Origin of the sequence: Geodermatophilus sp. FMUSA9-8 (assembly GCF_037034165.1) — a bacterium.
Classification (GTDB): Bacteria; Actinomycetota; Actinomycetes; order Mycobacteriales; family Geodermatophilaceae; genus Geodermatophilus; species Geodermatophilus nigrescens.
The window spans coordinates 199,265-220,438 of sequence record NZ_JBAGKE010000001.1 but is presented as its reverse complement, the minus strand read 5'-3'; the positions used below and the strand labels follow the sequence as shown (position 1 = coordinate 220,438).

23 protein-coding genes and 1 pseudogene are annotated in these 21,174 nt (G+C 75.8%); 18 read left to right on the top strand and 6 right to left on the bottom strand.

Translation table 11 applies throughout. The features are described from left to right. Positions 1-2 precede the first annotated feature (2 nt). Positions 3-155, bottom strand: a pseudogene (locus WA616_RS24405) (hypothetical protein); the annotation flags it as partial. Between the two features lie 4 nt (positions 156-159). Between WA616_RS24405 and WA616_RS01050 the strand changes: the two are divergent. Next, positions 160-330 carry a hypothetical protein gene (locus WA616_RS01050; RefSeq protein WP_336026502.1) on the top strand — a complete coding sequence of 57 codons (171 nt, stop codon included), beginning with the start codon at positions 160-162 and terminating at the stop codon, positions 328-330. A 183-nt stretch (positions 331-513) separates the two neighbouring features. On the opposite strand, the gene WA616_RS01045 is transcribed toward WA616_RS01050, so the two are convergent. Further along, on the bottom strand, positions 514-1,110 hold the full coding sequence (locus WA616_RS01045) for an ArsR/SmtB family transcription factor (protein ID WP_336026500.1): 597 nt from the start codon (positions 1,108-1,110) through the stop codon (positions 514-516). Between the two features lie 64 nt (positions 1,111-1,174). On the opposite strand from WA616_RS01045, the gene WA616_RS01040 reads away from it, so the two are divergent. Together WA616_RS01040 and WA616_RS01035 are read left to right on the top strand one after the other, a co-directional pair. Continuing rightward, complete coding sequence (locus WA616_RS01040; RefSeq protein WP_336026497.1) at positions 1,175-1,819, top strand: hypothetical protein; 645 nt, start codon at positions 1,175-1,177, stop codon at positions 1,817-1,819. After that, positions 1,816-2,601 carry an isocitrate lyase/PEP mutase family protein gene (locus WA616_RS01035; RefSeq protein ID WP_336026495.1) on the top strand — a complete coding sequence of 262 codons (786 nt, stop codon included), beginning with the start codon at positions 1,816-1,818 and terminating at the stop codon, positions 2,599-2,601. The genes WA616_RS01040 and WA616_RS01035 overlap by 4 nt, the downstream gene beginning before the upstream one ends. Before the next feature lie 60 nt (positions 2,602-2,661). On the opposite strand, the gene WA616_RS01030 is transcribed toward WA616_RS01035, so the two are convergent. Further along, the gene (locus tag WA616_RS01030) at positions 2,662-3,606 is read right to left on the bottom strand and encodes a RecB family exonuclease (RefSeq protein WP_336026493.1); all 945 of its coding nucleotides are present in this window, start codon (positions 3,604-3,606) and stop codon (positions 2,662-2,664) included. Between the two features lie 86 nt (positions 3,607-3,692). On the opposite strand from WA616_RS01030, the gene WA616_RS01025 reads away from it, so the two are divergent. From WA616_RS01025 to WA616_RS00995, 7 genes are all read left to right on the top strand, one after another. Further along, the gene (locus WA616_RS01025; RefSeq protein WP_442901958.1) at positions 3,693-4,628 is read left to right on the top strand and encodes a tRNA (adenine-N1)-methyltransferase; all 936 of its coding nucleotides are present in this window, start codon (positions 3,693-3,695) and stop codon (positions 4,626-4,628) included. 109 nt (positions 4,629-4,737) lie between these two features. Further along, complete coding sequence (gene arc, locus WA616_RS01020) at positions 4,738-6,519, top strand: proteasome ATPase (protein ID WP_336026492.1); 1,782 nt, start codon at positions 4,738-4,740, stop codon at positions 6,517-6,519. 107 nt (positions 6,520-6,626) lie between these two features. Beyond that, the gene (locus WA616_RS01015) at positions 6,627-7,517 is read left to right on the top strand and encodes a septum formation family protein (protein WP_336026490.1); all 891 of its coding nucleotides are present in this window, start codon (positions 6,627-6,629) and stop codon (positions 7,515-7,517) included. 64 nt (positions 7,518-7,581) lie between these two features. Then, entirely contained in the window at positions 7,582-9,087 is a 1,506-nt protein-coding gene (gene dop, locus WA616_RS01010) for a depupylase/deamidase Dop (protein WP_336026488.1), read from the top strand. Then, positions 9,088-10,071 carry an acyl-CoA dehydrogenase family protein gene (locus WA616_RS01005; RefSeq protein ID WP_336026487.1) on the top strand — a complete coding sequence of 328 codons (984 nt, stop codon included), beginning with the start codon at positions 9,088-9,090 and terminating at the stop codon, positions 10,069-10,071. It begins immediately after the preceding gene. An 84-nt stretch (positions 10,072-10,155) separates the two neighbouring features. Beyond that, a complete protein-coding gene (locus WA616_RS01000) occupies positions 10,156-10,365 on the top strand; it encodes a ubiquitin-like protein Pup (RefSeq protein ID WP_073419843.1) in 210 nt (69 codons plus the stop codon). Positions 10,366-10,702: 337 nt separating this feature from the next. After that, positions 10,703-11,023, top strand: a complete 321-nt coding sequence (locus WA616_RS00995; protein WP_336026483.1) for an endonuclease domain-containing protein — start codon at positions 10,703-10,705, stop codon at positions 11,021-11,023. 8 nt (positions 11,024-11,031) lie between these two features. On the opposite strand, the gene WA616_RS00990 is transcribed toward WA616_RS00995, so the two are convergent. Beyond that, on the bottom strand, positions 11,032-11,658 hold the full coding sequence (locus tag WA616_RS00990) for a hypothetical protein (RefSeq protein ID WP_336026482.1): 627 nt from the start codon (positions 11,656-11,658) through the stop codon (positions 11,032-11,034). A 179-nt stretch (positions 11,659-11,837) separates the two neighbouring features. Between WA616_RS00990 and prcB the strand changes: the two genes are divergently transcribed. Beyond that, positions 11,838-12,695 carry a proteasome subunit beta gene (gene prcB / locus WA616_RS00985; RefSeq protein ID WP_336026480.1) on the top strand — a complete coding sequence of 286 codons (858 nt, stop codon included), beginning with the start codon at positions 11,838-11,840 and terminating at the stop codon, positions 12,693-12,695. A gap of 10 nt (positions 12,696-12,705) precedes the next feature. Continuing rightward, positions 12,706-13,554 carry a proteasome subunit alpha gene (gene prcA, locus WA616_RS00980; RefSeq protein ID WP_336027561.1) on the top strand — a complete coding sequence of 283 codons (849 nt, stop codon included), beginning with the start codon at positions 12,706-12,708 and terminating at the stop codon, positions 13,552-13,554. A gap of 21 nt (positions 13,555-13,575) precedes the next feature. Here the strand turns inward: prcA and WA616_RS00975 are convergent, their stop codons facing one another. Next, positions 13,576-14,817 carry an FAD-binding domain-containing protein gene (locus tag WA616_RS00975; RefSeq protein WP_336026478.1) on the bottom strand — a complete coding sequence of 414 codons (1,242 nt, stop codon included), beginning with the start codon at positions 14,815-14,817 and terminating at the stop codon, positions 13,576-13,578. A gap of 93 nt (positions 14,818-14,910) precedes the next feature. Here WA616_RS00975 and pafA point away from each other — a divergent pair, with 93 nt between their 5' ends. After that, a complete protein-coding gene (pafA, locus tag WA616_RS00970; RefSeq protein ID WP_073419838.1) occupies positions 14,911-16,269 on the top strand; it encodes a Pup--protein ligase in 1,359 nt (452 codons plus the stop codon). 72 nt (positions 16,270-16,341) lie between these two features. On the opposite strand, the gene WA616_RS00965 is transcribed toward pafA, so the two are convergent. Further along, positions 16,342-17,394 carry a DUF3866 family protein gene (locus WA616_RS00965; protein ID WP_336026474.1) on the bottom strand — a complete coding sequence of 351 codons (1,053 nt, stop codon included), beginning with the start codon at positions 17,392-17,394 and terminating at the stop codon, positions 16,342-16,344. A 186-nt stretch (positions 17,395-17,580) separates the two neighbouring features. On the opposite strand from WA616_RS00965, the gene WA616_RS00960 reads away from it, so the two are divergent. The 5 genes from WA616_RS00960 to tatC all read left to right on the top strand — a co-directional run bounded on the left by WA616_RS00960 (position 17,581) and on the right by tatC (position 21,170). Next, positions 17,581-18,564 (top strand): helix-turn-helix transcriptional regulator, encoded by a 984-nt coding sequence (locus WA616_RS00960; protein WP_336026473.1) that lies wholly within the window; start codon positions 17,581-17,583, stop codon positions 18,562-18,564. Beyond that, a complete protein-coding gene (locus WA616_RS00955; RefSeq protein ID WP_336026472.1) occupies positions 18,561-19,526 on the top strand; it encodes a helix-turn-helix transcriptional regulator in 966 nt (321 codons plus the stop codon). Before WA616_RS00960 ends, WA616_RS00955 begins: the two co-directional genes overlap by 4 nt. Positions 19,527-19,625: 99 nt before the next feature. Then, positions 19,626-19,832, top strand: a complete 207-nt coding sequence (locus WA616_RS00950) for a hypothetical protein (protein WP_336026471.1) — start codon at positions 19,626-19,628, stop codon at positions 19,830-19,832. 85 nt (positions 19,833-19,917) lie between these two features. Continuing rightward, positions 19,918-20,223: a Sec-independent protein translocase subunit TatA gene (gene tatA / locus WA616_RS00945; RefSeq protein WP_073419833.1), complete on the top strand. Its 306-nt coding sequence runs from the start codon at positions 19,918-19,920 to the stop codon at positions 20,221-20,223. 83 nt (positions 20,224-20,306) lie between these two features. Then, a complete protein-coding gene (gene tatC, locus WA616_RS00940; RefSeq protein ID WP_083628502.1) occupies positions 20,307-21,170 on the top strand; it encodes a twin-arginine translocase subunit TatC in 864 nt (287 codons plus the stop codon). Positions 21,171-21,174 lie beyond the last annotated feature (4 nt).

Here is a 21,174-nt window from a genome sequence, read left to right as displayed (position 1 = left end):
ACCGCCCAGCCGACGTCGCCCAGGTCGCGCACCGCCGTCACCCCGGCGGCGAGGTGCCGCCGCAGGGAGTCGGCCACGGTGGCGTCGACCTCGGCCGGGGAGAGCTCCGGCAGCCGGTCGAGCGCGCGCGGGCCGCTGTCGCCGCACAGGTGCACGTGGGTGTCCACCAGGCCGGGCAGCAGCGTCGTCCCGGGCAGCGCGGTGACCGGCACGCCGTCGGGCGCGGCCGCCGACGCGGGCTGCACGGCCACGATGCGGCCGTCGTCGACCAGCACCAGCGCGCCGTCGCGCAGCACGCGCTCGCCGTCGAAGGCGCGGTCGGCCCGGTAGCCCCGCATGGCGGCTCCCTCCGGAGGAGGCGGCCGACGCTAGGGCCGGGGGAGCGCCGCCGTCGACGGGACCCGGCGCGTCTCGGTCGCGCGCCCGGTCAGCCTGCGACGGCGGCCGGGCCGGTCAGCGCGAGCACGCCCGCCGGCGTCACGGCCAGCGCGCGGGGGAGGCTCGGCACCGGCGTCACCCACCGCTCCTCGAGGGCCGTGCGCAGCAGCGCCGCGCCGAGGGCGCCACCGAGGTGGGGGCGCCGCTCGGTCCAGTCGAGGCAGGCCCGCACGGGCGGGCGGCTCCCCGACGGCGCGGCGCCGCAGACCTCGGCGAACCAGCGCCGCCCGGCCGGGGTGACCGCCAGGCCGGCGGTGGTGTCCAGCAGCCCCGTGAGGCCAGCGACCCGAGGACCGCGACGCCGAGGCGCCCGGCGAGGTGGTCGTAGCAGGTGCGCGCCTCGGCCAGGCGGGCGTCGGCCCGGACGGTCCGCAGCGACGTCGGGCGCTCCCGCTCGCCGGCCAGCGCCCCCAGGTCCTCCAGGGCCGCGGCCACCTCCGGGCCGGCCAGCTCGACGTAGCGGGCCCGCCCCTGCCGGCGCTCGGTGAGCACGCCCGCGCCCACGAGGACGGTGAGGTGCTCGCTGGCGGTGGACCGGGCGACGCCGGCGTGCCGGGCCAGCTCGCCCGCCGTCCAGGCCCGGCCGTCGAGCAGGGCCAGGCACATCGCCGCCCGGCTGCGGTCGGCGAGCAGCCCGGCGAAGCGGGCGAGGGAGGCGGCGGACACCGGCACGCGGCCATCCTCGCGCACCGACGGTTCGGTCCCCGCCGAACACCGGCGCGGCCAGGCTCGCCCCGTGCTGACCCCTGTGGTGACCCCCGCCGTCCTCGAGGACCTCCGCTACCGCGTCCCGGCCGCGCCGCCCGCCGCGTCCGGACTGGCCTGGCTGCGCTCGCGGGTGCCGCGCTTCTGCGACGGGCCCGAGCACACCCGCCGGCGAGCCGTGCTCGACGACCTGCTCGCCACGATGACCGTTATCCCCAACCTTGTTGTCGATCCGGTGGTGGTGCTGCTCGAGGGGCTCGGCCTCCCGGCCGAGCGGGCGGGTGACGTCGCCCGAGTGGCCGCCGCCTACCAGCCGCACGCGCCGCAGTCCGCCGGGGCCGACGCCGCGCTGGAGCGGCTCGTCGCGGCCTGCGGCGGGCGCACCGACGCCACGGCCGCCCGGCTGTGCCTGCTCGTGCAGGCGCACGCCGGCCTCTCCGCGCTGGCCCGGCAGCGCCGGGAGGGGAGGACGGGGCCCCCGGTGCCGACCACCCGGCGGGTCGCGCCGGACGGCGCCGAGGTGGAGGTGGACCTGACCGACGCGCCGTTCGGCCGGGGCCCGCACTCCTGCCCGGGCCGGGCGCTGGCCGAGGCGTGGTCGGCGGCGTGGCGGGAGGGGTGGCCGGCGGCGTGGTCAGCGGAGTGGCCGGCAGAGTGGCCGGCGGTGCTCCCGTGACCGCCGACCCGCACGGCCGCGCCGCGTTCCGCGCCCTGCACGCCGGCCCCGCGCCGCTGCTGCTGCCCAACGCCTGGGACGTCGCCTCGGCGCTCGCACTCGTGGCCGACGGGCACCCCGCGGTCGGCACGACGAGCCTCGGCGTCGCGGCCGCCGCCGGGCTCCCCGACGCCACGCGGGCGGCCCGCGCCGCGACCGTCGGGCTCGCCGGGCGGCTGGCCGGGCTGCCGGTCCCGGTCACCGTCGACCTCGAGGACGGGTACTCCGACGACCCGGCGGAGGTGGCCGCCCTCGCCGCCGCGCTGCCCGCCGCCGGGGTGAACCTGGAGGACTCGACCGGCGGGCGCCTGGCCGACCCCGGGCGGCACGCGGACAGGGTCGCCGCCGTCGCGGCCGCGGCGCCCGGGCTGTTCGTCAACGCCCGGGTGGACACGTACTGGCTGGGGGAGCGCGCCGACCTGGCGACCACGCTGGCGCGGGCGCGGCGCTACGTGGCCGCGGGCGCCGACGGGGTCTTCGTGCCCGGCCGGCTCACCGCAGCCGAGATCGCCGTCCTCGCCGCGGAGCTGCCCGTGCCGCTCACCGTGCTCGCCGGGGCCGGCCACCCGCTGCCCCGGCTGGCCGAGCTGGGGGTGCGCCGGGTGAGCACCGGCTCGCTGCTGTTCCGCGCGGCGCTCGACGCCGCCGTCGCGGGGGCCCGGCGCCTGCGCGACGGCGAGCCCGCCCCGCCGGCCACGCCGTACGCCGAGGTGGACGCCCGCACCGGCGCCCTCCGCGCCTGAGGACGCGCCACCCCGGGCGGGTGAGGGCGGGTCCGCCCGGACCGCGGACGCCGTCGGGCGTCAGTCGCGCTCGACGACGGGCAGCGTGCTCCAGCCCGCGGCGGCCGCGGCCTCGGCCGGGAACGGCGGCGGAGTGCCGCCGAAGGAGGGGCACAGCGCCTGGTGGTCGCACCAGCCGCACAGCCGGGTGCGGTTGGGCCGGAAGTCGCCGGTGGCCACCGCCCGCTCGATCGCCGCCCAGATGGCCAGCAGCGTCCGCTCGAAGCGCAGCAGCTCGGCCTCCTCGGGGGCGTAGGTGAGCGCGTCGCCGTCGCCGAGGTAGATGAGCTTGAGCTGGGAGGCCACCACGCCGCGGGTGCGCCACAGCACCAGCGCGTAGAACTTCATCTGGAACAGCGCCTTGGACTCGAACGCCTCGCGCGGCATCGAGCCGGTCTTGTAGTCGACCACCCGCAGCGCGCCGTTGCGGGCGACGTCGAGCCGGTCGACGTACCCGCGCAGCAGCAGCCCGTCGGGCAGCGTCACCTCGACCAGCTGCTCGCGGCCCTCGGGCTGGATGCGGGTCGGGTCCTCCAGGCGGAAGTAGGTCTCCACCAGCTCCCCGGCCGAAGCCAGCCAGGAGTCCAGCGACGGCGGCTCGGCGCCGTCCTCGCCCGGGGCGAAGAGCGCGGCCACCTCCGGGTCGGCCTGCAGCTCCTCCCACGCCGGCCCCACCAGCCCGCGCGCGGCCTCCACGGTGCGCTCGGCCTGCGGCAGGTCGTAGAGCCGCTCGAGGACGGCGTGCACCAGCGTGCCGCGCACCGCCGCCGCGCTCTTCTTCTCCGGCAGCCGGTCGATGGTGCGGAAGCGGTAGAGCAGCGGGCAGGTCTTGAAGTCGGCCGCGCGGCTGGGCGACAGCGACGGGCGGCGCGGCGCCCGCGCCGCCCCGGGAGCCTGCTCGGCGCCGTCGGACGGGGTGCCGGACGGGGCGCCGGACGCGGTGTCGGGGGAGAACACGGCCGTCATGTCATCGAGGCTAGGTCGCCCCACCGACAGTCCCGCGTCCCCGCGCCGGGACGGGTGCCCGCGGCGCTCGCCTAGGCTGGCCGCCCGTGACCGAGCAGCCCGAGCCCAGCCAGACCGCCGACAGCGCCGCCCCGGCACCCGCCGCCGAGCCGGCGGCCGCGGGGGAGGAGCAGCGGGCGCCGGTGGAGCGGACCCCGGTCCCGGGCGCGTTCGCCGTCGGCGACCGGGTGCAGCTCACCGACCCCAAGGGCCGGCTGCACACCGTCGTCCTCGAGCCCGGCAAGCAGTTCCACACCCACCGCGGCGCCATCGCCCACGACGACCTCATCGGCGCTCCCGAGGGCTCGGTGGTGCACTCCACCGCCAACACCGGCTACCTGGCGCTGCGCCCGCTGCTCGCCGACTTCGTCCTCTCCATGCCGCGCGGCGCTCAGGTCATCTACCCCAAGGACGCCGCCCAGATCGTCGGCAGCGGCGACGTCGGCCCCGGCATGCGGGTGCTGGAGGCCGGCGCCGGCTCCGGCGCGCTCACCTGCTCGCTGCTGCGCGCCGTCGGAGAGAACGGGCGCGTCACCAGCTACGAGCGGCGCGAGGACTTCGCCGACGTCGCCCGCGGCAACGTCGGCGCCTTCTTCGGCGGGGTGCCCGCCAACTGGGACCTGCGCCTGGGCGACCTCGCCGACCACCCCGCCGAGGAGGTCGTCGACCGCGTCGTCCTGGACATGCTCGAGCCCTGGGCGGTGCTGCCGACCGTGGCCGCCGCGCTGCGCCCGGGCGGCGTGCTGGTCGGCTACGTCGCCACCGTCACGCAGCTGTCCACGTACGTCGAGGCGCTGCGCGCGCAGGGCTGCTGGACCGAGCCCTACGCCTGGGAGTCGCTGGTCCGCCCGTGGCACGCGGTCGGCCTCGCCGTGCGCCCGGAGCACCGGATGGTGGCCCACACGGCCTTCCTGGTGACCGCCCGCCGGCTCGCCGAGGGCGTCGTCGCGCCGGTGCGCCAGCGCCGCGCGCAGAAGGGCTGAGCGCCGGTCCCTACACCACCCGGAGGCCCCCCGCGAGCCACGGGCAGGACGTCGGCAGGCGTGTATAGATTTGCGTCCTGGCTCCCCCTGATGTGTGCGGAGGTGCGCGATGGGCCCCGGCCTTGGCAATGGTCCCGACGAGTTCCGAGCGCGGCGCGAGCGTGACGTCTCCGCCCTGCTCGCCCAGATCTCCTACCTCGAGGAGGAGATCGGCCTGCTGCGCCGCAAGGTGTCCGAGAGCCCGCGCCAGGTGCGTGCGCTGGAGGAGCGGATCGCCGAGGCGGAGGGCCGCGCGGCCTTCCTCTCCGACCGCAACGACAAGCTGGCCGGCACCCTGCGCGACGCCCGCGAGCAGCTGGTCACGCTCAAGGAGGAGATCGACCGGCTCGGCCAGCCGCCGTCGGGCTACGGCGTCTTCCTGGGCCGGCACGACGACGGCAGCGTCGACGTCTTCACGGGCGGCCGCAAGCTCCGGGTGTCGGTGTCGCCGGCCGTCGAGCTCGACGGCCTGCGCCCCGGCCAGGAGGTCATGCTCAACGAGGCGATGAACGTCGTCGAGGCGCTCGGCTACGAGAAGCAGGGTGACGTCGTCATGCTCAAGGAGCTGCTCGAGCCCGTCGACGGCGTCACCCAGCGCGCGCTGGTCATCGGCCACACCGACGAGGAGCGGGTCGTCTACCTGGCCGACTCCCTCACCGGGCAGCCGCTGCGGGTCGGCGACTCGCTGCTGCTGGAGTCGCGGTCGGGCTACGTGTACGAGCGGATCCCCAAGAGCGAGGTCGAGGAGCTCGTCCTCGAGGAGGTCCCCGACATCGACTACTCCGACATCGGCGGCCTCTCCCGGCAGATCGAGCAGATCCGCGACGCCGTGGAGCTGCCGTTCCTGCACGCCGACCTGTTCCGCGAGTACGAGCTCCGCCCGCCGAAGGGCATCCTGCTCTACGGACCGCCCGGCTGCGGCAAGACGCTGATCGCCAAGGCGGTCGCCAACTCCCTGGCCAAGAAGGTGTCCGCGGTGAAGGGGGAGGGGCAGGCCAAGTCCTACTTCCTCAACATCAAGGGCCCCGAGCTGCTCAACAAGTACGTCGGCGAGACCGAGCGGCACATCCGGCTGGTGTTCCAGCGCGCCCGCGAGAAGGCGAGCGAGGGCACGCCGGTCATCGTCTTCTTCGACGAGATGGACTCGATCTTCCGCACCCGCGGGTCCGGCGTGAGCTCCGACGTCGAGTCGACGATCGTCCCGCAGCTGCTCAGCGAGATCGACGGCGTCGAGGGGCTGGAGAACGTCATCGTCATCGGCGCCTCCAACCGCGAGGACATGATCGACCCGGCGATCCTGCGACCCGGCCGGCTCGACGTGAAGATCAAGATCGAGCGCCCGGACGCCGAGGCCGCGCGCGACATCTTCAGCAAGTACCTGCGGCCCTCGCTGCCGATCCACCCCGACGACCTCGCCGAGAACGGCGGCAGCCGCGAGGCCACCATCCAGGGGATGATCCAGCGCACCGTCGAGCGGATGTACACCGAGAGCGAGGAGAACCGCTTCCTCGAGGTGACCTACGCCAACGGTGACAAGGAGGTCCTGTACTTCAAGGACTTCAACTCCGGGGCGATGCTGCAGAACATCGTCGACCGCGCCAAGAAGATGGCCATCAAGGACAGCCTGGACTTCGGGTCCAGCGGGCTGCGGGTCGGTCACCTGATGCAGGCCTGCGTCGACGAGTTCAAGGAGAACGAGGACCTGCCCAACACGACCAACCCCGACGACTGGGCGCGGATCTCGGGCAAGAAGGGCGAGCGGATCGTCTACATCCGCACGCTCATCAGCGGCAAGGGCAGCGACTCCGGCCGCGCCATCGACACCGCCACCAACACCGGCCAGTACCTCTGAGCCGGCCCCGGCCGTCCCGTCCGCGGACGGGACGGCCGGGACCCGCGGGCCTCTACCCTGTGCCCGGACGCGCCCCGGACGGGGCCGCCGGACGGGAGGGCGGGCTCATGCGCACCGGGCACCGCGCCGGCCGTTGGGTGCCGGTCGCCCTGGTGGCCGCGCTCGCGCTCGCCGGGTGCAGCAGCACCGTCGACGGCGAGGCGTTCTACGCCGGCCTCGAGGTCGCCAAGCCCACCGTGCCGCCCGCCGAGGGCACCCTCGACCCCGCCGAGGCGCCGGTCGTGGGCACCTGCTCGACGATCGCCGAGGGGCAGCAGAGCGCCCCGCTCGACCCGCCGCCGCCGGTCGAGTGCTCCGGCGACCACAACGCCGAGACCGCGGTCGTCGGCGACAGCGGCCTCGCCGACGACGCGCCGCACCCGGCCCAGGCCGACCTCGACGACCCCGACAGCCGGATCAGCGCGGCGCTGGCCGACCTGTGCGACCTCGACGTCGTCCGCGAGTACCTCGGCGGGGACTCCCTCGACGACCCCTACGCCTGGTACGCCGCCTACCTGCCGACGGCGGAGCAGTGGGCAGCGGGCGCCCGGTGGATCCGCTGCGACGTCTTCTACGGCTACCTGGTGCCCGAGCCCGCGCCCGGGATCCTCGCCGGCGCGCTGGCCGGGTCCGACCCGGCGCGGCACCGCACCTGCTTCGTCGGGTCGCCCGCCGACTACGGCGTCGCGCCCTGCTCGGAGCCGCACGAGGCCGAGCCGGTGGGCACCGAGGTGGCCGCGCTGCCCGAGGGCGCGCCGTACCCGGACGAGCCGACCCGCCGGTCGGTGGTCGGCTCGTGCACGAACGTCGCGCAGGACTACGGCGGCGGCGAGGTGCCCAACGGCTACGTCGTCGACGTGTGGGTGGACACCGCCGAGGAGTGGCCGGACTACTCCTACGGCCGGTGCGTGCTCGTGCCCGCCGGGGGCGGCCGGACGACCACGACGGTGCGCGGCTGACCGGCCCGCGCGCCCTCCCGCCGGTCCGGGGAGCCCGTCCGCGGCGGGGCCTAGTCTCGGTCGCATGAGCGTCAGGCGGGTGATGGGGACCGAGGTCGAGTACGGCATCTCGGTCCCCGGGCAGCCCACGGCCAACCCGACCACCCTGTCCAGCCAGGTGGTGAACGCCTGGGCGGTGGCCGACGCGCCGACCCGCCGCCGCCCGCGGTGGGACTTCGAGGAGGAGTCCCCGCTGCGCGACGCCCGCGGCTTCGACCTCTCCCCGGCGCAGGCCCTGGACCACAACGACCTCGACGAGGACTCGGGGATGGCCAACGTCATCCTCACCAACGGCGCCCGGCTCTACGTCGACCACGCCCACCCGGAGTACTCGACGCCGGAGGTCACCAACCCGCGCGACATCGTGCTATGGGACAAGGCCGGCGAGCGGGTGATGGCCGAGGCCGCCCGGCGGGCCGCCCGCATCCCCGGCACCCAGCCGATCCAGCTCTACAAGAACAACACCGACGGCAAGGGCGCCAGCTACGGCGCGCACGAGAACTACCTGATGGACCGGCGGACGCCGTTCATCGAGATCATCCGCGGGCTCGTCCCGTTCTTCGTCACCCGGCAGGTGTTCGCCGGCGCCGGCCGCGTCGGCATCGGCACCGAGGGCCGCACCCAGGGCTTCCAGATCTCCCAGCGCGCCGACTTCTTCGAGGTCGAGGTGGGCCTGGAGACGACGCTCAAGCGGCCGATCATCAACACCCGCGACGAGCCGCACGCCAATCCCGACGAGTACCGCCGGCTGCACGTGATCATCGGCGACGCCAACCTCGCCGAGCTGTCCACCTACCTGAAGGTCGGGACGACGGCGCTCGTGCTCGACATGATCGAGGCGCGGGCGCTCACCGAGGACCTGTCGATCGAGGAGCCGGTGGCGGCGCTGCAGGCGGTCAGCCACGACCCCTCGCTCACCCACCTGGTGCGGCTGCGCGACGGCCGCCGGATGACCGCCGTCGACGTGCAGCGCTCCTACCTCGACCAGGCGGTGGCCTTCGTCGAGCGCTCCGGCGGCGCCGACGAGCAGACCGCCGACGTGCTGCGCCGCTGGGCGGAGGTGCTCGACGACCTCGCCGTCGACCCGATGCGCCTGGCCGACCGCCTCGACTGGCCGGCCAAGCTGCGCCTGCTGGAGGGCTACCGGTCCCGCGACGGGCTGGGCTGGGGCGACTCGCGGCTGCACCTGGTCGACCTGCAGTACTCCGACGTGCGCCCGGACAAGGGGCTGTACCACCGGCTGGTGGCCCGCGGGTCGATGCAGCGGCTGCTCACCGACGACGAGGTGACGCGGGCGATGGTGACCCCGCCGAGCGACACCCGGGCGTTCTTCCGCGGCGAGTGCCTCCGGCGCTTCCCGGCGCAGGTGGCGGCCGCGTCGTGGGACTCGGTGGTGTTCGACCTGGGCCGGGAGAACCTGGTGCGGATCCCCACGATGGAGCCGCTCAAGGGCACCCGCGACCACGTCGGGCTGCTGTTCGAGTCGACGTCGAGCGCGCAGGAACTGGTCGACACGATCACCGGGGGCTGAGTGCCCGCGCCGGTGGAGGCCGCCCGGGCGCTGGCGGCCGACGTGCTGGCGCCCGCGGCCGCCGGGGTCGACGCCACCGGCGTGCTGCCGCGCACGCACCTCGACGCGCTGGCCGCGGCCGGGCTGTACGGCGTGGTCGGGCCGGCGTCCGCCGGGGGTCTGGACGGCGACGGCGCGACGCTGGCGGCGGTGGTGGAGGAGCTGGCCGCCGGCGACCTCGCGACAGCGTTCGTGTACCTGAAGCACCACGGCGTCGTCGGGCGGCTGGCCGCGTCCGGGGAGCATCCGGGGCTGCTGGCGGACCTGTGCGCCGGGCGGGTGCGGGCGGGCATCGCCCTGCAGGCCGCGACCCGGCCGGACGCCGAGCCGGTGACGCTGCGGCGCGACGGTGGGGAGCTGGTGCTCGACGGCGCCGTGCCGTGGGTGACCGGGTGGGGCCTGGTCGACGTGCTGGTGGTGGCCGCCCGCGACGGCGAGGACGTCGCGTTCGTGCTCGCCGACGCGGTGGAGGGCCCGACGCTGGAGGCGGTGCCGCAGCCGCTGGTGGCCGTGCAGGCGAGCGCCACGGTGGAGCTGCGGTTCTCCGGCCATCGCGTGCCGGCCGGCCGGCGGCTGGGCACGACGCCGCTGGCGCAGGTCCGGGCGGGCGACGCGGCCGGGCTGCGGGTCAACGGCTCGCTGGCGCTGGGCCTGGTCCGGCGGTGCGCGGCGCTGGTGAGGCCCTCGCCGCTGGATTCCGCGCTGGAGGCGGCGCGGGCGCGGCTGGACGCCGCCGGGCCGGAGGACCTGCCCGCCGCGCGGGCGGAGGCGGCGGCGCTGGCCCACCGGGCGGCGGGCGCGCTGGTGGTGGCCTCCGGGAGCGCCGCGGCCCGGGCCGGCAGCGTGGCCGAGCGGACGGCGCGCGAGGCGGTGTTCCTGCTCGTCTTCGGCTCGCGGCCGGCCATCCGCGCGCACCTGCTCGACGGGTTCGGCGCGGCCGGCTGAGGCCCGTGTTCGGCCGCCCGCATGTCGGTACCTGCGGGTAGTTTCGGCAGCAGCACGCACTCGGCGCGCACCAGGGGAGGGCACATGGCCACCAGGGACACCGGCGGGCAGCAGCGCGCCACGCGCTCGCGCGAGGAGACCGACGAGGTCGAGGCCTCGGCGGACACCGAGGTCGCCGAGCGCCACAAGGAGATGTCCGAGGACGTCGACGCCATCCTCGACGAGATCGACGACGTCCTCGAGGAGAACGCCGAGGAGTTCGTGAGATCGTACGTGCAGAAGGGCGGAGAGTGACGGCCTCGTCGCTCTGAGTAATGAGGCCTGGCGGATGTCCAAGCGTTGTCCGTCATGCGACGAGGTCAAGCCGCTGTCTGCTTATGGGCGGAACAGGTCGCTGCCTGACGGGCTGTCCTTCTACTGCCTCGCGTGCAACCGGGAGCGCAACGGCCGCTGGTATCGGGAGAGTCGGCGTCGACAGGGAAGAGAGGTCCGCGACCACTCCTGGGTACCCGACGGGTTTCGATGGTGCCCGTCGTGCCAGCAGGCCGTGGCGCACGAGGACTACACCCGGTCGAAGAGGAAGTCCTCGGGATTCGGTAGTCAGTGCAAGGCCTGCAAGCGCTCCGCGGACATGGACCGCTACTACGCCAGTCGTTACGGACTCGACCGCGCCGGCATCGCTGAACTGCGCGCGAGGCAGTGCGACATGTGCGCCGTCTGCGGGGAGCCGAGCCCTGGGCACATCGACCACGACCACGCGACGGACCTCGTCCGGGCGCTGCTCTGCGAGCGGTGCAACCTGGCGCTGGGCCTCCTGCGGGACGACCCGTCCCTGATGCGGGCCGCGGCGGACTACGTCGAGGTGCACCGGCTCCGCTACGCCAAGGCGCAGGGGACGCTCGACCCGGCCGACCCGACTCTGCGCCGGATCCTCAGCGGTGGCACTCCCTGAGCCAGGATTCAGGCCAGCAGGATGCCCGCCGCCACCGCGGCGGCCGAGCCCGCGTGCGTGAGGCCCGCCAGCACCCGCTCGACGCGGTCGCGGGGGAGCGGCCCCGTCGCGTCGGCGCCGGGCAGGGCGGGGAGGTCCCAGGCCGCGCAGACCGGCGCCGGCAGCACGAGCGCCCCCTGCTCCTGGCGCAGCACCAGCAGCCGGCGCATCTCCGCCAGGTCGGGCATCGCCTGCAGCTGCGACCACGGCACCACCGCGCACCCGCCGTCGTCGGCCAGCCCCAGGGCCACGACGCGGCGCGACTCGGCGTCCCAGGACACGGCCGCGGCGTGCACCCGGGCGAGGTCCATGCCGTGCCGCCCGAGCGGCGTCCGCCCGGTCAGCACGGTCCCCTCGAGCACGGGCCGCGCCACCACCTCGCGCCGCACCCGGCTCCACAGCCGCGGCGCGACCACGAGCAGCACCGCGGAGACGGCCGCGGCGACCGCCACGCCGTCGGTGTCCAGGGTCGCCCGGCCCCAGGCCGCGGCCAGCCCGCACACCGCCACCAGCAGCAGCCCCGCGCCCGCGGTGACCAGCCGCCGCCGGCCGGCGGGCACGCGCGGCACCCCGCCCGGGTGGAGTCGGTCGGTCACGGGGTCCCCCTCGGTCGGTCGCGGCCGGCGCACGCTAGCCACGACCGGCCCCGCCCACCAGGCCTCCCGGCGCCCCGGGTGGGGGACCGGCCCCGCCGGTAGGGTCGACGGCGAGCTGCCGCGGGTCGCCCGCGGCACGTCGATGAGCACCCCGGAGGGGCGCGGAGAGGGTGGACGGGTTGACCCAGTCGCACACCGGCCGGAGCGGCTTCCCGCCCGCCTACCTGGACCGCGTGGGCTCCTCGTTCACCGACTTCCTCGCCGCGGCGGCGCCCGACCTGCTGCCCAGCAGGCGCCAGGTGCCGTCGGTGAACGCCGGCGACCTCACCCCGCACGGCACCACGATCGTCGCCGTCACCTACGCCGGCGGCGTCCTCATGGGCGGCGACCGCCGCGCCACCATGGGCAACCTGATCTCCAGCCGCGACATCGAGAAGGTGTACCCGGCCGACACCTGGTCGGTCATCGGCATCGCGGGCGCGGCCGGCATCGCGATCGAGATGGTCAAGCTCTACCAGGTCGAGCTCGAGCACTACGAGAAGATCGAGGGCCTCACCCTCAGCCTCGACGGCAAGGCCAACCGCCTCGCGCAGATGATCCGCGGCAACCTCGGCGCCGCCCTGCAGGGCCTCGCCGTCGTCCCGCTGTTCGCGGGCTTCGACCTCGACGCCGCCGCCGGCACCACCCCGGGCCGGATCTTCAGCTACGACGTCACCGGCGGGAACTACGAGGAGCGCGGTTACGCCGCCGTCGGCTCGGGCTCGCTATTCGCCAAGAACTCGCTGAAGAAGACCTGGCGCTCGGGCCTCGACGGCGACGCCGCCACCCGCACCGTCGTCGAGGCGCTCTACGACGCCGCCGACGACGACTCCGCCACCGGCGGCCCCGACCCGGTGCGGCGGCTGTACCCGATCGTCTACCGCGTCGACGCCGAGGGCGCGGTGCGCCTGACCGACGCCGAGGTGGCCGGGATCGCCGACACCATCGTCGGCGAGCGCGCCGCCGCCGACCGCGAGAACGTCGACCGGGGGTTCTGACGCCGTGACCATGCCCTACTACGCCTCGGCCGAGCAGGTCATGCGCGACCGCTCGGAGTACGCCCGCAAGGGCATCTCCCGCGGCCGCAGCGTCGCCGTCCTCACCTACGCCGACGGCGTCCTGTTCATCGCCGAGAACCCCAGCTCCACGCTGCACAAGGTCGGCGAGATCTACGACCGCATCGGCTTCGCCGCCGTCGGCCGGTACAGCGAGTTCGAGAGCCTGCGGGTGGCCGGGGTGCGCCTGGCCGACGTCCGCGGCTACTCCTACAACCGCCGCGACGTCACGGGCCGGGTCATCGCCAACGCCTACGCGCAGACCCTCGGCGCGATCTTCACCGAGCAGATGAAGCCCTACGAGGTCGAGCTGTGCGTGGCCGAGGTGGGCGACAGCAGCGAGTCCGACCAGCTCTACCGGCTGACCTTCGACGGCTCGGTCGTCGACGAGCCGGACTTCGTCGTCATGGGCGGGCAGGCCGAGGCGGTCACCGCCCGGCTGCGGGAGGACTTCCGCGCCGGCCTGCCGCTGTCCGAGGCGCTGATGGTCGGCGTGCGGGCCCTGTCGGCGTCCAGCCCGGCCATGCCGGGCAACGGGAGCGGCGACGGGCTGCTGCCGGCCGCGCAGCTGGAGGTCGCCGTGCTCGACCGGCGGCGCCCCAAGCGGGCCTTCCGCCGGGTGGTCGGCGCGGCGCTGGGCAGCCTGCTCGGCGACGGCGGCGGGCCCGCCCCGGAGGCCGCTCCCCACGCGCACGCGCCGAGCGCCCCGCAGCCGGGCACCCCGGCGGGCCTGGGCGACCCGGCCGCGCCGGACACCGCCGGCGGCGCCGTCGACGGGCCCGCGGACGCCGGCGAGAGCTGACCGCCGGGCGGTGCCGGGCGCCTAGCCCGGCACTGCGCGGCCGGCGTCCCGCCGCCAGGAGCTGAACGAGCGCACCGACGTGGTGCCGGGCCGCACGAGCCAGGGCCACGGGTGCCGCTCGACGACGTCGAGCCGCGCGGCCCGCTGGCGCCAGCCGGGGACCGGCGTCCACGTCGCGGCCAGCCGGCGGCCGGCCAGCTCAGCGGGCACCGCGCCGCGGCGCACCTCCAGCGGCCGGGTGGCCGCGAGCTCCCCGAGCGTCTCGGCGAGGAACACCAGCCGCTTGCCCGACAGCCGCAGCCGGGCCAGCAGCGGCTCGTCGAAGACGAACACCGCCGGGCGGTCCGGATCGGCGGCCAGCGCCGGGTCGGCCGAGCCGAGGGACTCCGCGGTCAGCCACACGAGCTCGCCCCCGCCCGTCCCCTCGGGCTCCGCCGGGCCGGCCGGCACCGGGCCCCGGCCCAGGTCGGGGCCGTCCACCCGCGGGCCGGACGACGCCTCCGGCCACTGCTGCACCGGGCAGGCGCGGCGCAGGGCGCATCCGGCGCACAGCTCCGGCGCCCGCTTCTCCACCTGCCAGCGGCTGAACCCGTACGGCTTGCCGCTGCCGGTGCCCACCGTCCACTGCCAGCCGAGCCCGTTGGCCGCCCGCGACCCGTCGAGCAGGTGCCGGTAGGTCTCGGCCTCGCCGTCGCGCCAGTCGGCCCCCGCGCGCACCGCCCACTGCGAGGCCAGCCACATGCGGGTCTGGTTGACCAGCCACCCGTCGCGGTGCAGCTCCGTCACGACGGTGTCCATGCAGTTCATCCGCCGCGGCCACGGCTCGCCGTCCCAGGGCTCCGCGCGGGGCTGGTCGAAGCGCAGCGGCCGCCGGATCCCGCCGCCCACGCGGGCGTAGAGGTGCCGCGCGTACTCCTGCCAGAGCAGCTCGTCGCGGTAGCGGCCCCGGTCGCGGGACGGCGCGCCCGCGACGGCCTCCCACAGGCGCGGCAGCGGGAGCAGGCCGTGCCGCACGTAGGGCGAGACCCGGGTGGCGCCGCGCCGGTCGACCGGCAGCACGGTGCTGCGGTCGCGCGCGTAGCCGGTGACGTCCAGCCCGGCGAGGGCCGCGTCGGCCGCGGACTGGCCACCGCGGGCCACCCCGGGGGCGACGCCGTCCGGGCCCTCCAGCGTCAGGTCGCCCAGGTGGGCGGCCACCCAGGAGGCGGCGTCGGCCGGTGTGGCGCCGTCGGCGGGGGAGGGCGGCGGGGGCAGGAGGGGCACCTCCCCACTGTGCGGGCGGGGGAGGACAGCACGCGCGTCGGCGCGGGCCGCCGGGAACCGGCCGGAGTCGCATCCGGCGCCTAGGCTCGGTCCGTGGACCGACGGATCTTCGGGATCGAGACCGAGTACGGCGTCACGTGCACCTTCCGCGGGCAGCGCCGGCTGTCCCCGGACGAGGTCGCCCGCTACCTGTTCCGCCGGGTGGTGTCCTGGGGGCGCAGCTCCAACGTGTTCCTGCGCAACGGGTCGCGGCTCTACCTCGACGTCGGCAGCCACCCGGAGTACGCCACCGCCGAGTGCGACGACCTGACCGAGCTGGTCGTCCACGACAAGGCCGGGGAGCGGATCCTGGAGGGCCTGCTGGTCGACGCCGAGCAGCGGCTGGCCGAGGAGGGCGTCACCGGCGACATCTACCTGTTCAAGAACAACACCGACTCGGCGGGCAACAGCTACGGCTGCCACGAGAACTACCTGGTGGGCCGGCACGGGGAGTTCTCCCGGCTGGCCGACGTGCTGATCCCGTTCCTGGTCAGCCGCCAGCTGGTGGTGGGCGCGGGGAAGGTGCTGCAGACCCCGCGCGGGGCGATCTACTGCGTCAGCCAGCGCGCCGAGCACATCTGGGAGGGCGTCTCCAGCGCCACCACCCGTTCCCGGCCGATCATCAACACCCGCGACGAGCCGCACGCCGACGCCGAGCGCTACCGGCGGCTGCACGTGATCGTCGGCGACTCGAACATGAACGAGACGACGACGCTGCTCAAGGTCACCATCACCGACCTGGTGCTGCGGATGATCGAGGCCGGCGTGCCGATCCGGGACATGGCGCTGGAGAACCCGATCCGCGCGATCCGGGAGATCAGCCACGACATCACCGGCCGCCGCAAGGTGCGCCTGGCCAGCGGCCGGGAGATGAGCGCGCTGGAGATCCAGGCCGAGTACCACTCGCGCGCCGCGGAGTTCGTCGACCGGGAGGGCTTCGGCCCGGTGCACCGGCAGATGCTCGAGCTGTGGGGGCGGGTGCTCAAGGCCGTCGACACCGAGGACCTCTCGCTGATCGACCGCGAGATCGACTGGGCCACCAAGCTCAACCTGCTGGAGCGCTACCGGGCCAAGCACGACCTGACGATGTCCAGCCCGCGGATCGCCCAGATGGACCTCGCCTACCACGACATCTCCCGCAAGCGGGGCCTGTACTACCTGCTGGAGCGCCGCGGGCAGGTGCAGCGGGTGGCCCACGAGCCGCGGGTGTTCGAGGCCAAGAACGTGCCGCCGCAGACCACCCGCGCCAAGCTGCGCGGGGAGTTCATCCGCAAGGCCCAGGAGAAGCGGCGTGACTTCACCGTCGACTGGGTGCACCTCAAGCTCAACGACCAGGCCCAGCGCACCGTGCTGTGCAAGGACCCGTTCAAGAGCGTCGACGAGCGCGTCGAGAAGCTGATCGCCTCGATGTGAGTCCGCGCATCTCCGCGGATCTGCCCGGTGCAGATCCGCGGAGATGCGCGGAACGGGTCGCCGTCGCGCGGGTCAGTCGGGGAGGGGCACCCGCAGGGCGGCGTAGCGGCCGGCGGCCGCGGCGGCCAGGAAGTAGGCCCGCTCCTCGGGCCAGCCGCGGCCCATCGTCGACAGCGTCACCGGCGAGAGCTGCAGCGCCTCGTCGAGGCCGTCGACGTCGACCCACACCACCCGGTTGCGCTCGGGCTGCCCGGCCAGGTCCTCCTCCACCTGCTGCCCGAGCTCCGACCCCAGCCCGCGCGGCGCCACCAGGGCCACCCCGGCCAGCGCCACCCGGCCGAATGCGGTCAGCGAGTGGTGGGAGACCCCGCGGTGGCGGGGACGCGGATCGGCGTCGGAGATCCGCAGCGCCCCGATCGGCTCGCCGCCCAGCACGCTGACGGCGTTGCACGCCTCCCCGGCGGCCACCCCGGAGAAGCCCCACGGGGTGCCGGTGCCGAGGTTGCCGGGGCCCTGGGTGACGACGGCGACGTCGGCGCCGAGCACGTGCTTCGCCGCGAGCAGCCCGGTGTGCAGCGTGACCGCCTCCAGGTCCCCGCCGAACGCCTGCCCCACGGTGACCACCCCGGTCAGCGACGGCGCCAGGGTGTGCAGCGTGCGGGAGAAGCCGGCCACCAGCGCGCCGCCGTCGGTCATGACGTAGGCGACCTTGAGGTCGGGGTCGGTGGCGAACACCCCGATCAGCGCCGCCGGCAGGGCCGAGTGCAGGTCGGCGACGACGACCGGCATCCCGCCCAGGTCCTCGGCCTCGGCGATCGCGTCGTGGTGCTCGGTGTCCTGCTCGTCGACGCCCTGCACGCTCACCTGCAGCGGCGTGTACCGCGCCTTGACCAGGTGTCCCGGGCCGGTCGGGTCCGGCGGCAGCCGGTCGGGGACGGCGACGACGAGCGCGTAGCCGCCGGTGCCCAGTCGCTGCGCCCAGGCGGTGGTGTTGAGCAGGACGTCGTCGCCGACCTCGGGCACGCCGACCAGCGACGGGTGGGCCAGCGAGCGCACCTCGCCGTCGCCGGGCACGTCGACGGTGAGCTCCAGGGCGTCCCGCCAGCTGCGCCCCGTCGCGGTCACCCGCCCGCGTCGCCAGCGGATGCGTTGCTGCGTCGTCCGTTGCTCCCCCACAGGGCGAGAGTAAGGACCCCGGTGCCCCCCGCGCCTCGCAAGCTCGGTGCGGGTCCCTGCACCGGGGCCGGGGGCGAGCGCCGGTCCGCGGCCCGGACGGGGTGCCGCGGGCCCGGGCTGGCTAGCCTGTGCGGCGTGTCGGCGAAGCGGGCGGAACGACTGGTCAACCTGGTCATCGCGCTGCTGGGCACCCGCCAGTACGTGACGGCGGCCCGCATCCGCGCCATCGTGCCCGGCTACGAGCCCGACGACGGCACCGCCCGTGCCGACGAGGCGTTCAAGCGGATGTTCGAGCGCGACAAGGCCGAGCTGCGCGAGATGGGCGTGCCGCTGGAGACCGGCCGCACCAGCGTCTTCGACACCGAGGACGGCTACCGCATCGCCCGCGCCGACTACGAGCTGCCCGAGATCACGCTCACCGGCGAGGAGGCCGCCGCGGTGGGCCTGGCGCTGCGGCTGTGGGAGTCCGCGCAGCTGGCCGGGGCCGCGCAGAGCGCGCTGGTGAAGCTGCGCGCCGCGGGCGTCGACGTCGACCCCGGCCGCACGCTGCCGGTGCAGCCGCGGCTGGACTCCAACGAGCCGGCCTTCGAGCCCTGCTACGCGGCGGCCCGCGACCGGCGGGTGCTCACCTTCGGCTACCGCCGCCCCGACGAGGACACCCCCGCCCGGCGCCGGGTGCAGCCGTGGGGCGTCGTCGCCTGGCACGGCCGCTGGTACCTCGTCGGCCTCGACCTCGACCGGCAGGCCCCGCGGGTGTTCCGGCTGTCCCGGGTGGTCGGCACCCCGAAGGCCACCGGCCCGGAGAACGCGTTCGAGCCGCCGCCGGACGTCGACCTCGCGGGGATCGTCGCCCGCCAGTCCGGCGGCGGGGGAGAGGAGCACCTCGTGGTGGTGCGCGCCCGCCCGGGCACCGCCGTCGGCCTGCGCCGCTGGGCCACCCCGCTGGGCGCCGGCCCCGACGGGGACGACCGGCTGCAGCTGCGCACCACCGACCCCGGGCGGCTGGCCGACCAGCTCGCCGCGCTCGGCCCCGACGTGCTCGTGGAGTCGCCGCAGTCCGTGCGCGACGCCGTCGTCGAGCGGCTGCGCCGGCTGGCCGCGATGGGAGCCCGCTCGTGACCACGCCCGCCACCAACGAGCGGATGACGCGGCTGCTGTCGCTCGTCCCGTACCTCACCGCCCGCCCCGACGGCGTGCCGCTGCCGGAGGTGGCGCGCGACTTCGGGGTCCCCGAGCGGCAGCTGCGCCGCGACCTCGAGCTGCTGTGGATGTGCGGGCTGCCCGGCTACGGCCCCGGCGACCTCATCGACCTGTCCTTCGAGGGCGACCGGGTGCGGGTCACCTTCACCGCCGGCATGGTCCGCCCGCTGCGGCTGACCACCGACGAGGCGGTCGCGCTGGTCGTCGCGCTGCGCACCCTGCTGGACCTGCCCGGCCTCGCCGAGCAGGAGGCGGTCAGCCGCGCGCTGGCCAAGGTGTCGGCCGCCGCCGGGCACGCCGCCGAGCGGGTCACCCCGGTGGCGGTCAGCGTCGACGCCCGCGAGCAGGCCCTCGCCGTCGTCCGGCAGGCCCTCGAGGACCGGCGGGCGCTGCACCTGCACTACTACGTCCCCACCCGCGACGAGCGCACCGAGCGCACCGTCGACCCGATGCGGCTGCTGCTCGTCGACGGCCGCTGGTACCTGGAGGCGTGGTCGCGGGAGGTGGCCGGCGTCCGGCTGTTCCGCCTGGACCGCATCGACGACGTCGAGGTGCTCGACGAGGCCGCCGCCCCGCCGCCGCAGGCCGCGCCGCGCGACCTCGACCAGGGCCTCTACCAGCCGGCGCCCGGCTCGCCGGTGGTCCGGCTGCGGCTGGCCCGCACCGCCCGCTGGGTGGCCGAGTACTACCCGGTCGAGGACGTCCGCGAGGTCGACGAGCCCTCCGGCGGGCTGCTGGTGACCCTGCGCACCGGCGACCCGGCCTGGGCGCGCCGGCTGGTCGCCTCCCTCGGCGGGGCGGCGACCGTCGACGGGCCGGCCGAGCTCGCCGACGCGGTGGCCGCCGACGCCCGCGCGGCACTGGCCCGCTACGGCGCCTGAACCGGCGCCCGGACCGGCGCCTGGACCGGCGCCTGAGCCGCGGCGCCTGGACCGGCGCCTGAGCCGCGGGGTCCGGGTCCCGGCGCATAGGGTCTGCCCGTGCTGTGGGTCGTGTGGATCGCCGTCGTCGTGCTGTCCCTGGTCGTGCTCGGCGCGGTCGTGTTCGGCCTGCTGGGCGCCCGGCAGCGGCTGGTCCGCGAGCTCGAGGCCGCCGAGCGCGACGTGCGGCCCTTCCTCGAGCAGGCGCAGGCCACCGCCGCGCGGGCCGCCGCGCTCGCGGAGGAACGCCGCTCCAACGACGGGTGAACGCCGCCGGTACGTCCGCTGCGGCCCCGGGGGACGAACACCCCCCGGCGTAGCATCGGCCCCGCCCCCGCGACCTGGAGGACGCATGAACCTCGGCCCGCTCGAGATCGGCCTGATCATCCTGGCCGTCCTGCTGCTGTTCGGCTACAAGAAGCTGCCCGACGCCTCGCGCTCGCTCGGCCGCTCGCTGCGCATCTTCAAGGGCGAGATGAAGGGCATGAAGGACGACGACCGCGGCCCCGGCGCGGCCCCCGCCGCCGGCCCGGCCGCGCTCGACGCCGCCGACCGCGACCGCCGGGCCCAGCTGGAGGCCGAGGCGGCCGCCGCCGAGGCCCGCGCCGCCGAGCTGCGGGCGCGCGCCGCCCGGCCCGGCGTCGCCGACCCCCGCTGAGCACCTCCCGGAGCAGCGACGTGGCCGGACCCGTCGCACGCAGGGGACGCCGCCGCCGGCCGCCGCGGGACGCCGAGGCGACGATGACCCTCGTCGCCCACCTGACCGAGCTGCGCAACCGCGTCGCCAAGGCGCTGCTCGCGCTGCTGGTGGCCTCCGCCGTCGCGTTCTGGTGGTACGAGCACGGCCTTGGGGACTTCATCCGCGCGCCGTACTGCGGCCTGCCCGGTGAGCTGCGCTACGGCGGCAGCGTCGACGGCGGCTGCGGGCTGCTCATCACCGACGTCTTCGGCGGGGTGTTCATCCGCCTGAAGGTGAGCCTGCTGGCCGGCGCGGTGCTGTCGGCGCCGGTGTGGCTCTACCAGCTGTGGGCGTTCATCACCCCGGGGCTCCGGCGCAACGAGAAGCGCTACGGCATCACGTTCGTGCTGGTGTCCACGACGCTGTTCGCCCTCGGCGCGGTGCTCGCCTACGTCTCCCTGTCGGCGGGCCTGGAGCTGCTGCTGTCCCTCGCCGGCGACGGCGTGGTGATCGCGCTGACCGCGCAGGACTACATCGGCTTCGTGCTCTCGCTGCTGGTGGCCTTCGGCGTCAGCTTCGAGGTGCCGCTGGTGGCGGTGGCGCTCAACGCCGTCGGGGTCCTGTCCTACGACGTCCTGCGGCGCAGCCGGCGGTGGATCTTCTTCCTCACCATCGTCTTCGCCGCGTTCGTCACGCCGACGCAGGACCCGTTCACCATGCTGCTCATGGCCGGGCCCATGATCGTGCTGTTCGAGCTGGCCATCCAGATCGCCCGGGTGGTCGACAAGCGGCGGGCCAGGCGCGACGCCGCCGAGCACTTCCACGCGCTCTCCGACGACGAGGCGTCGCCGCTGGACGCCGGTCCCTCGGCGCTCGACACCACCCCCTCCCGGCTCGACGGCGACCGCGCGCCCACCCGCGGCTGAGCCC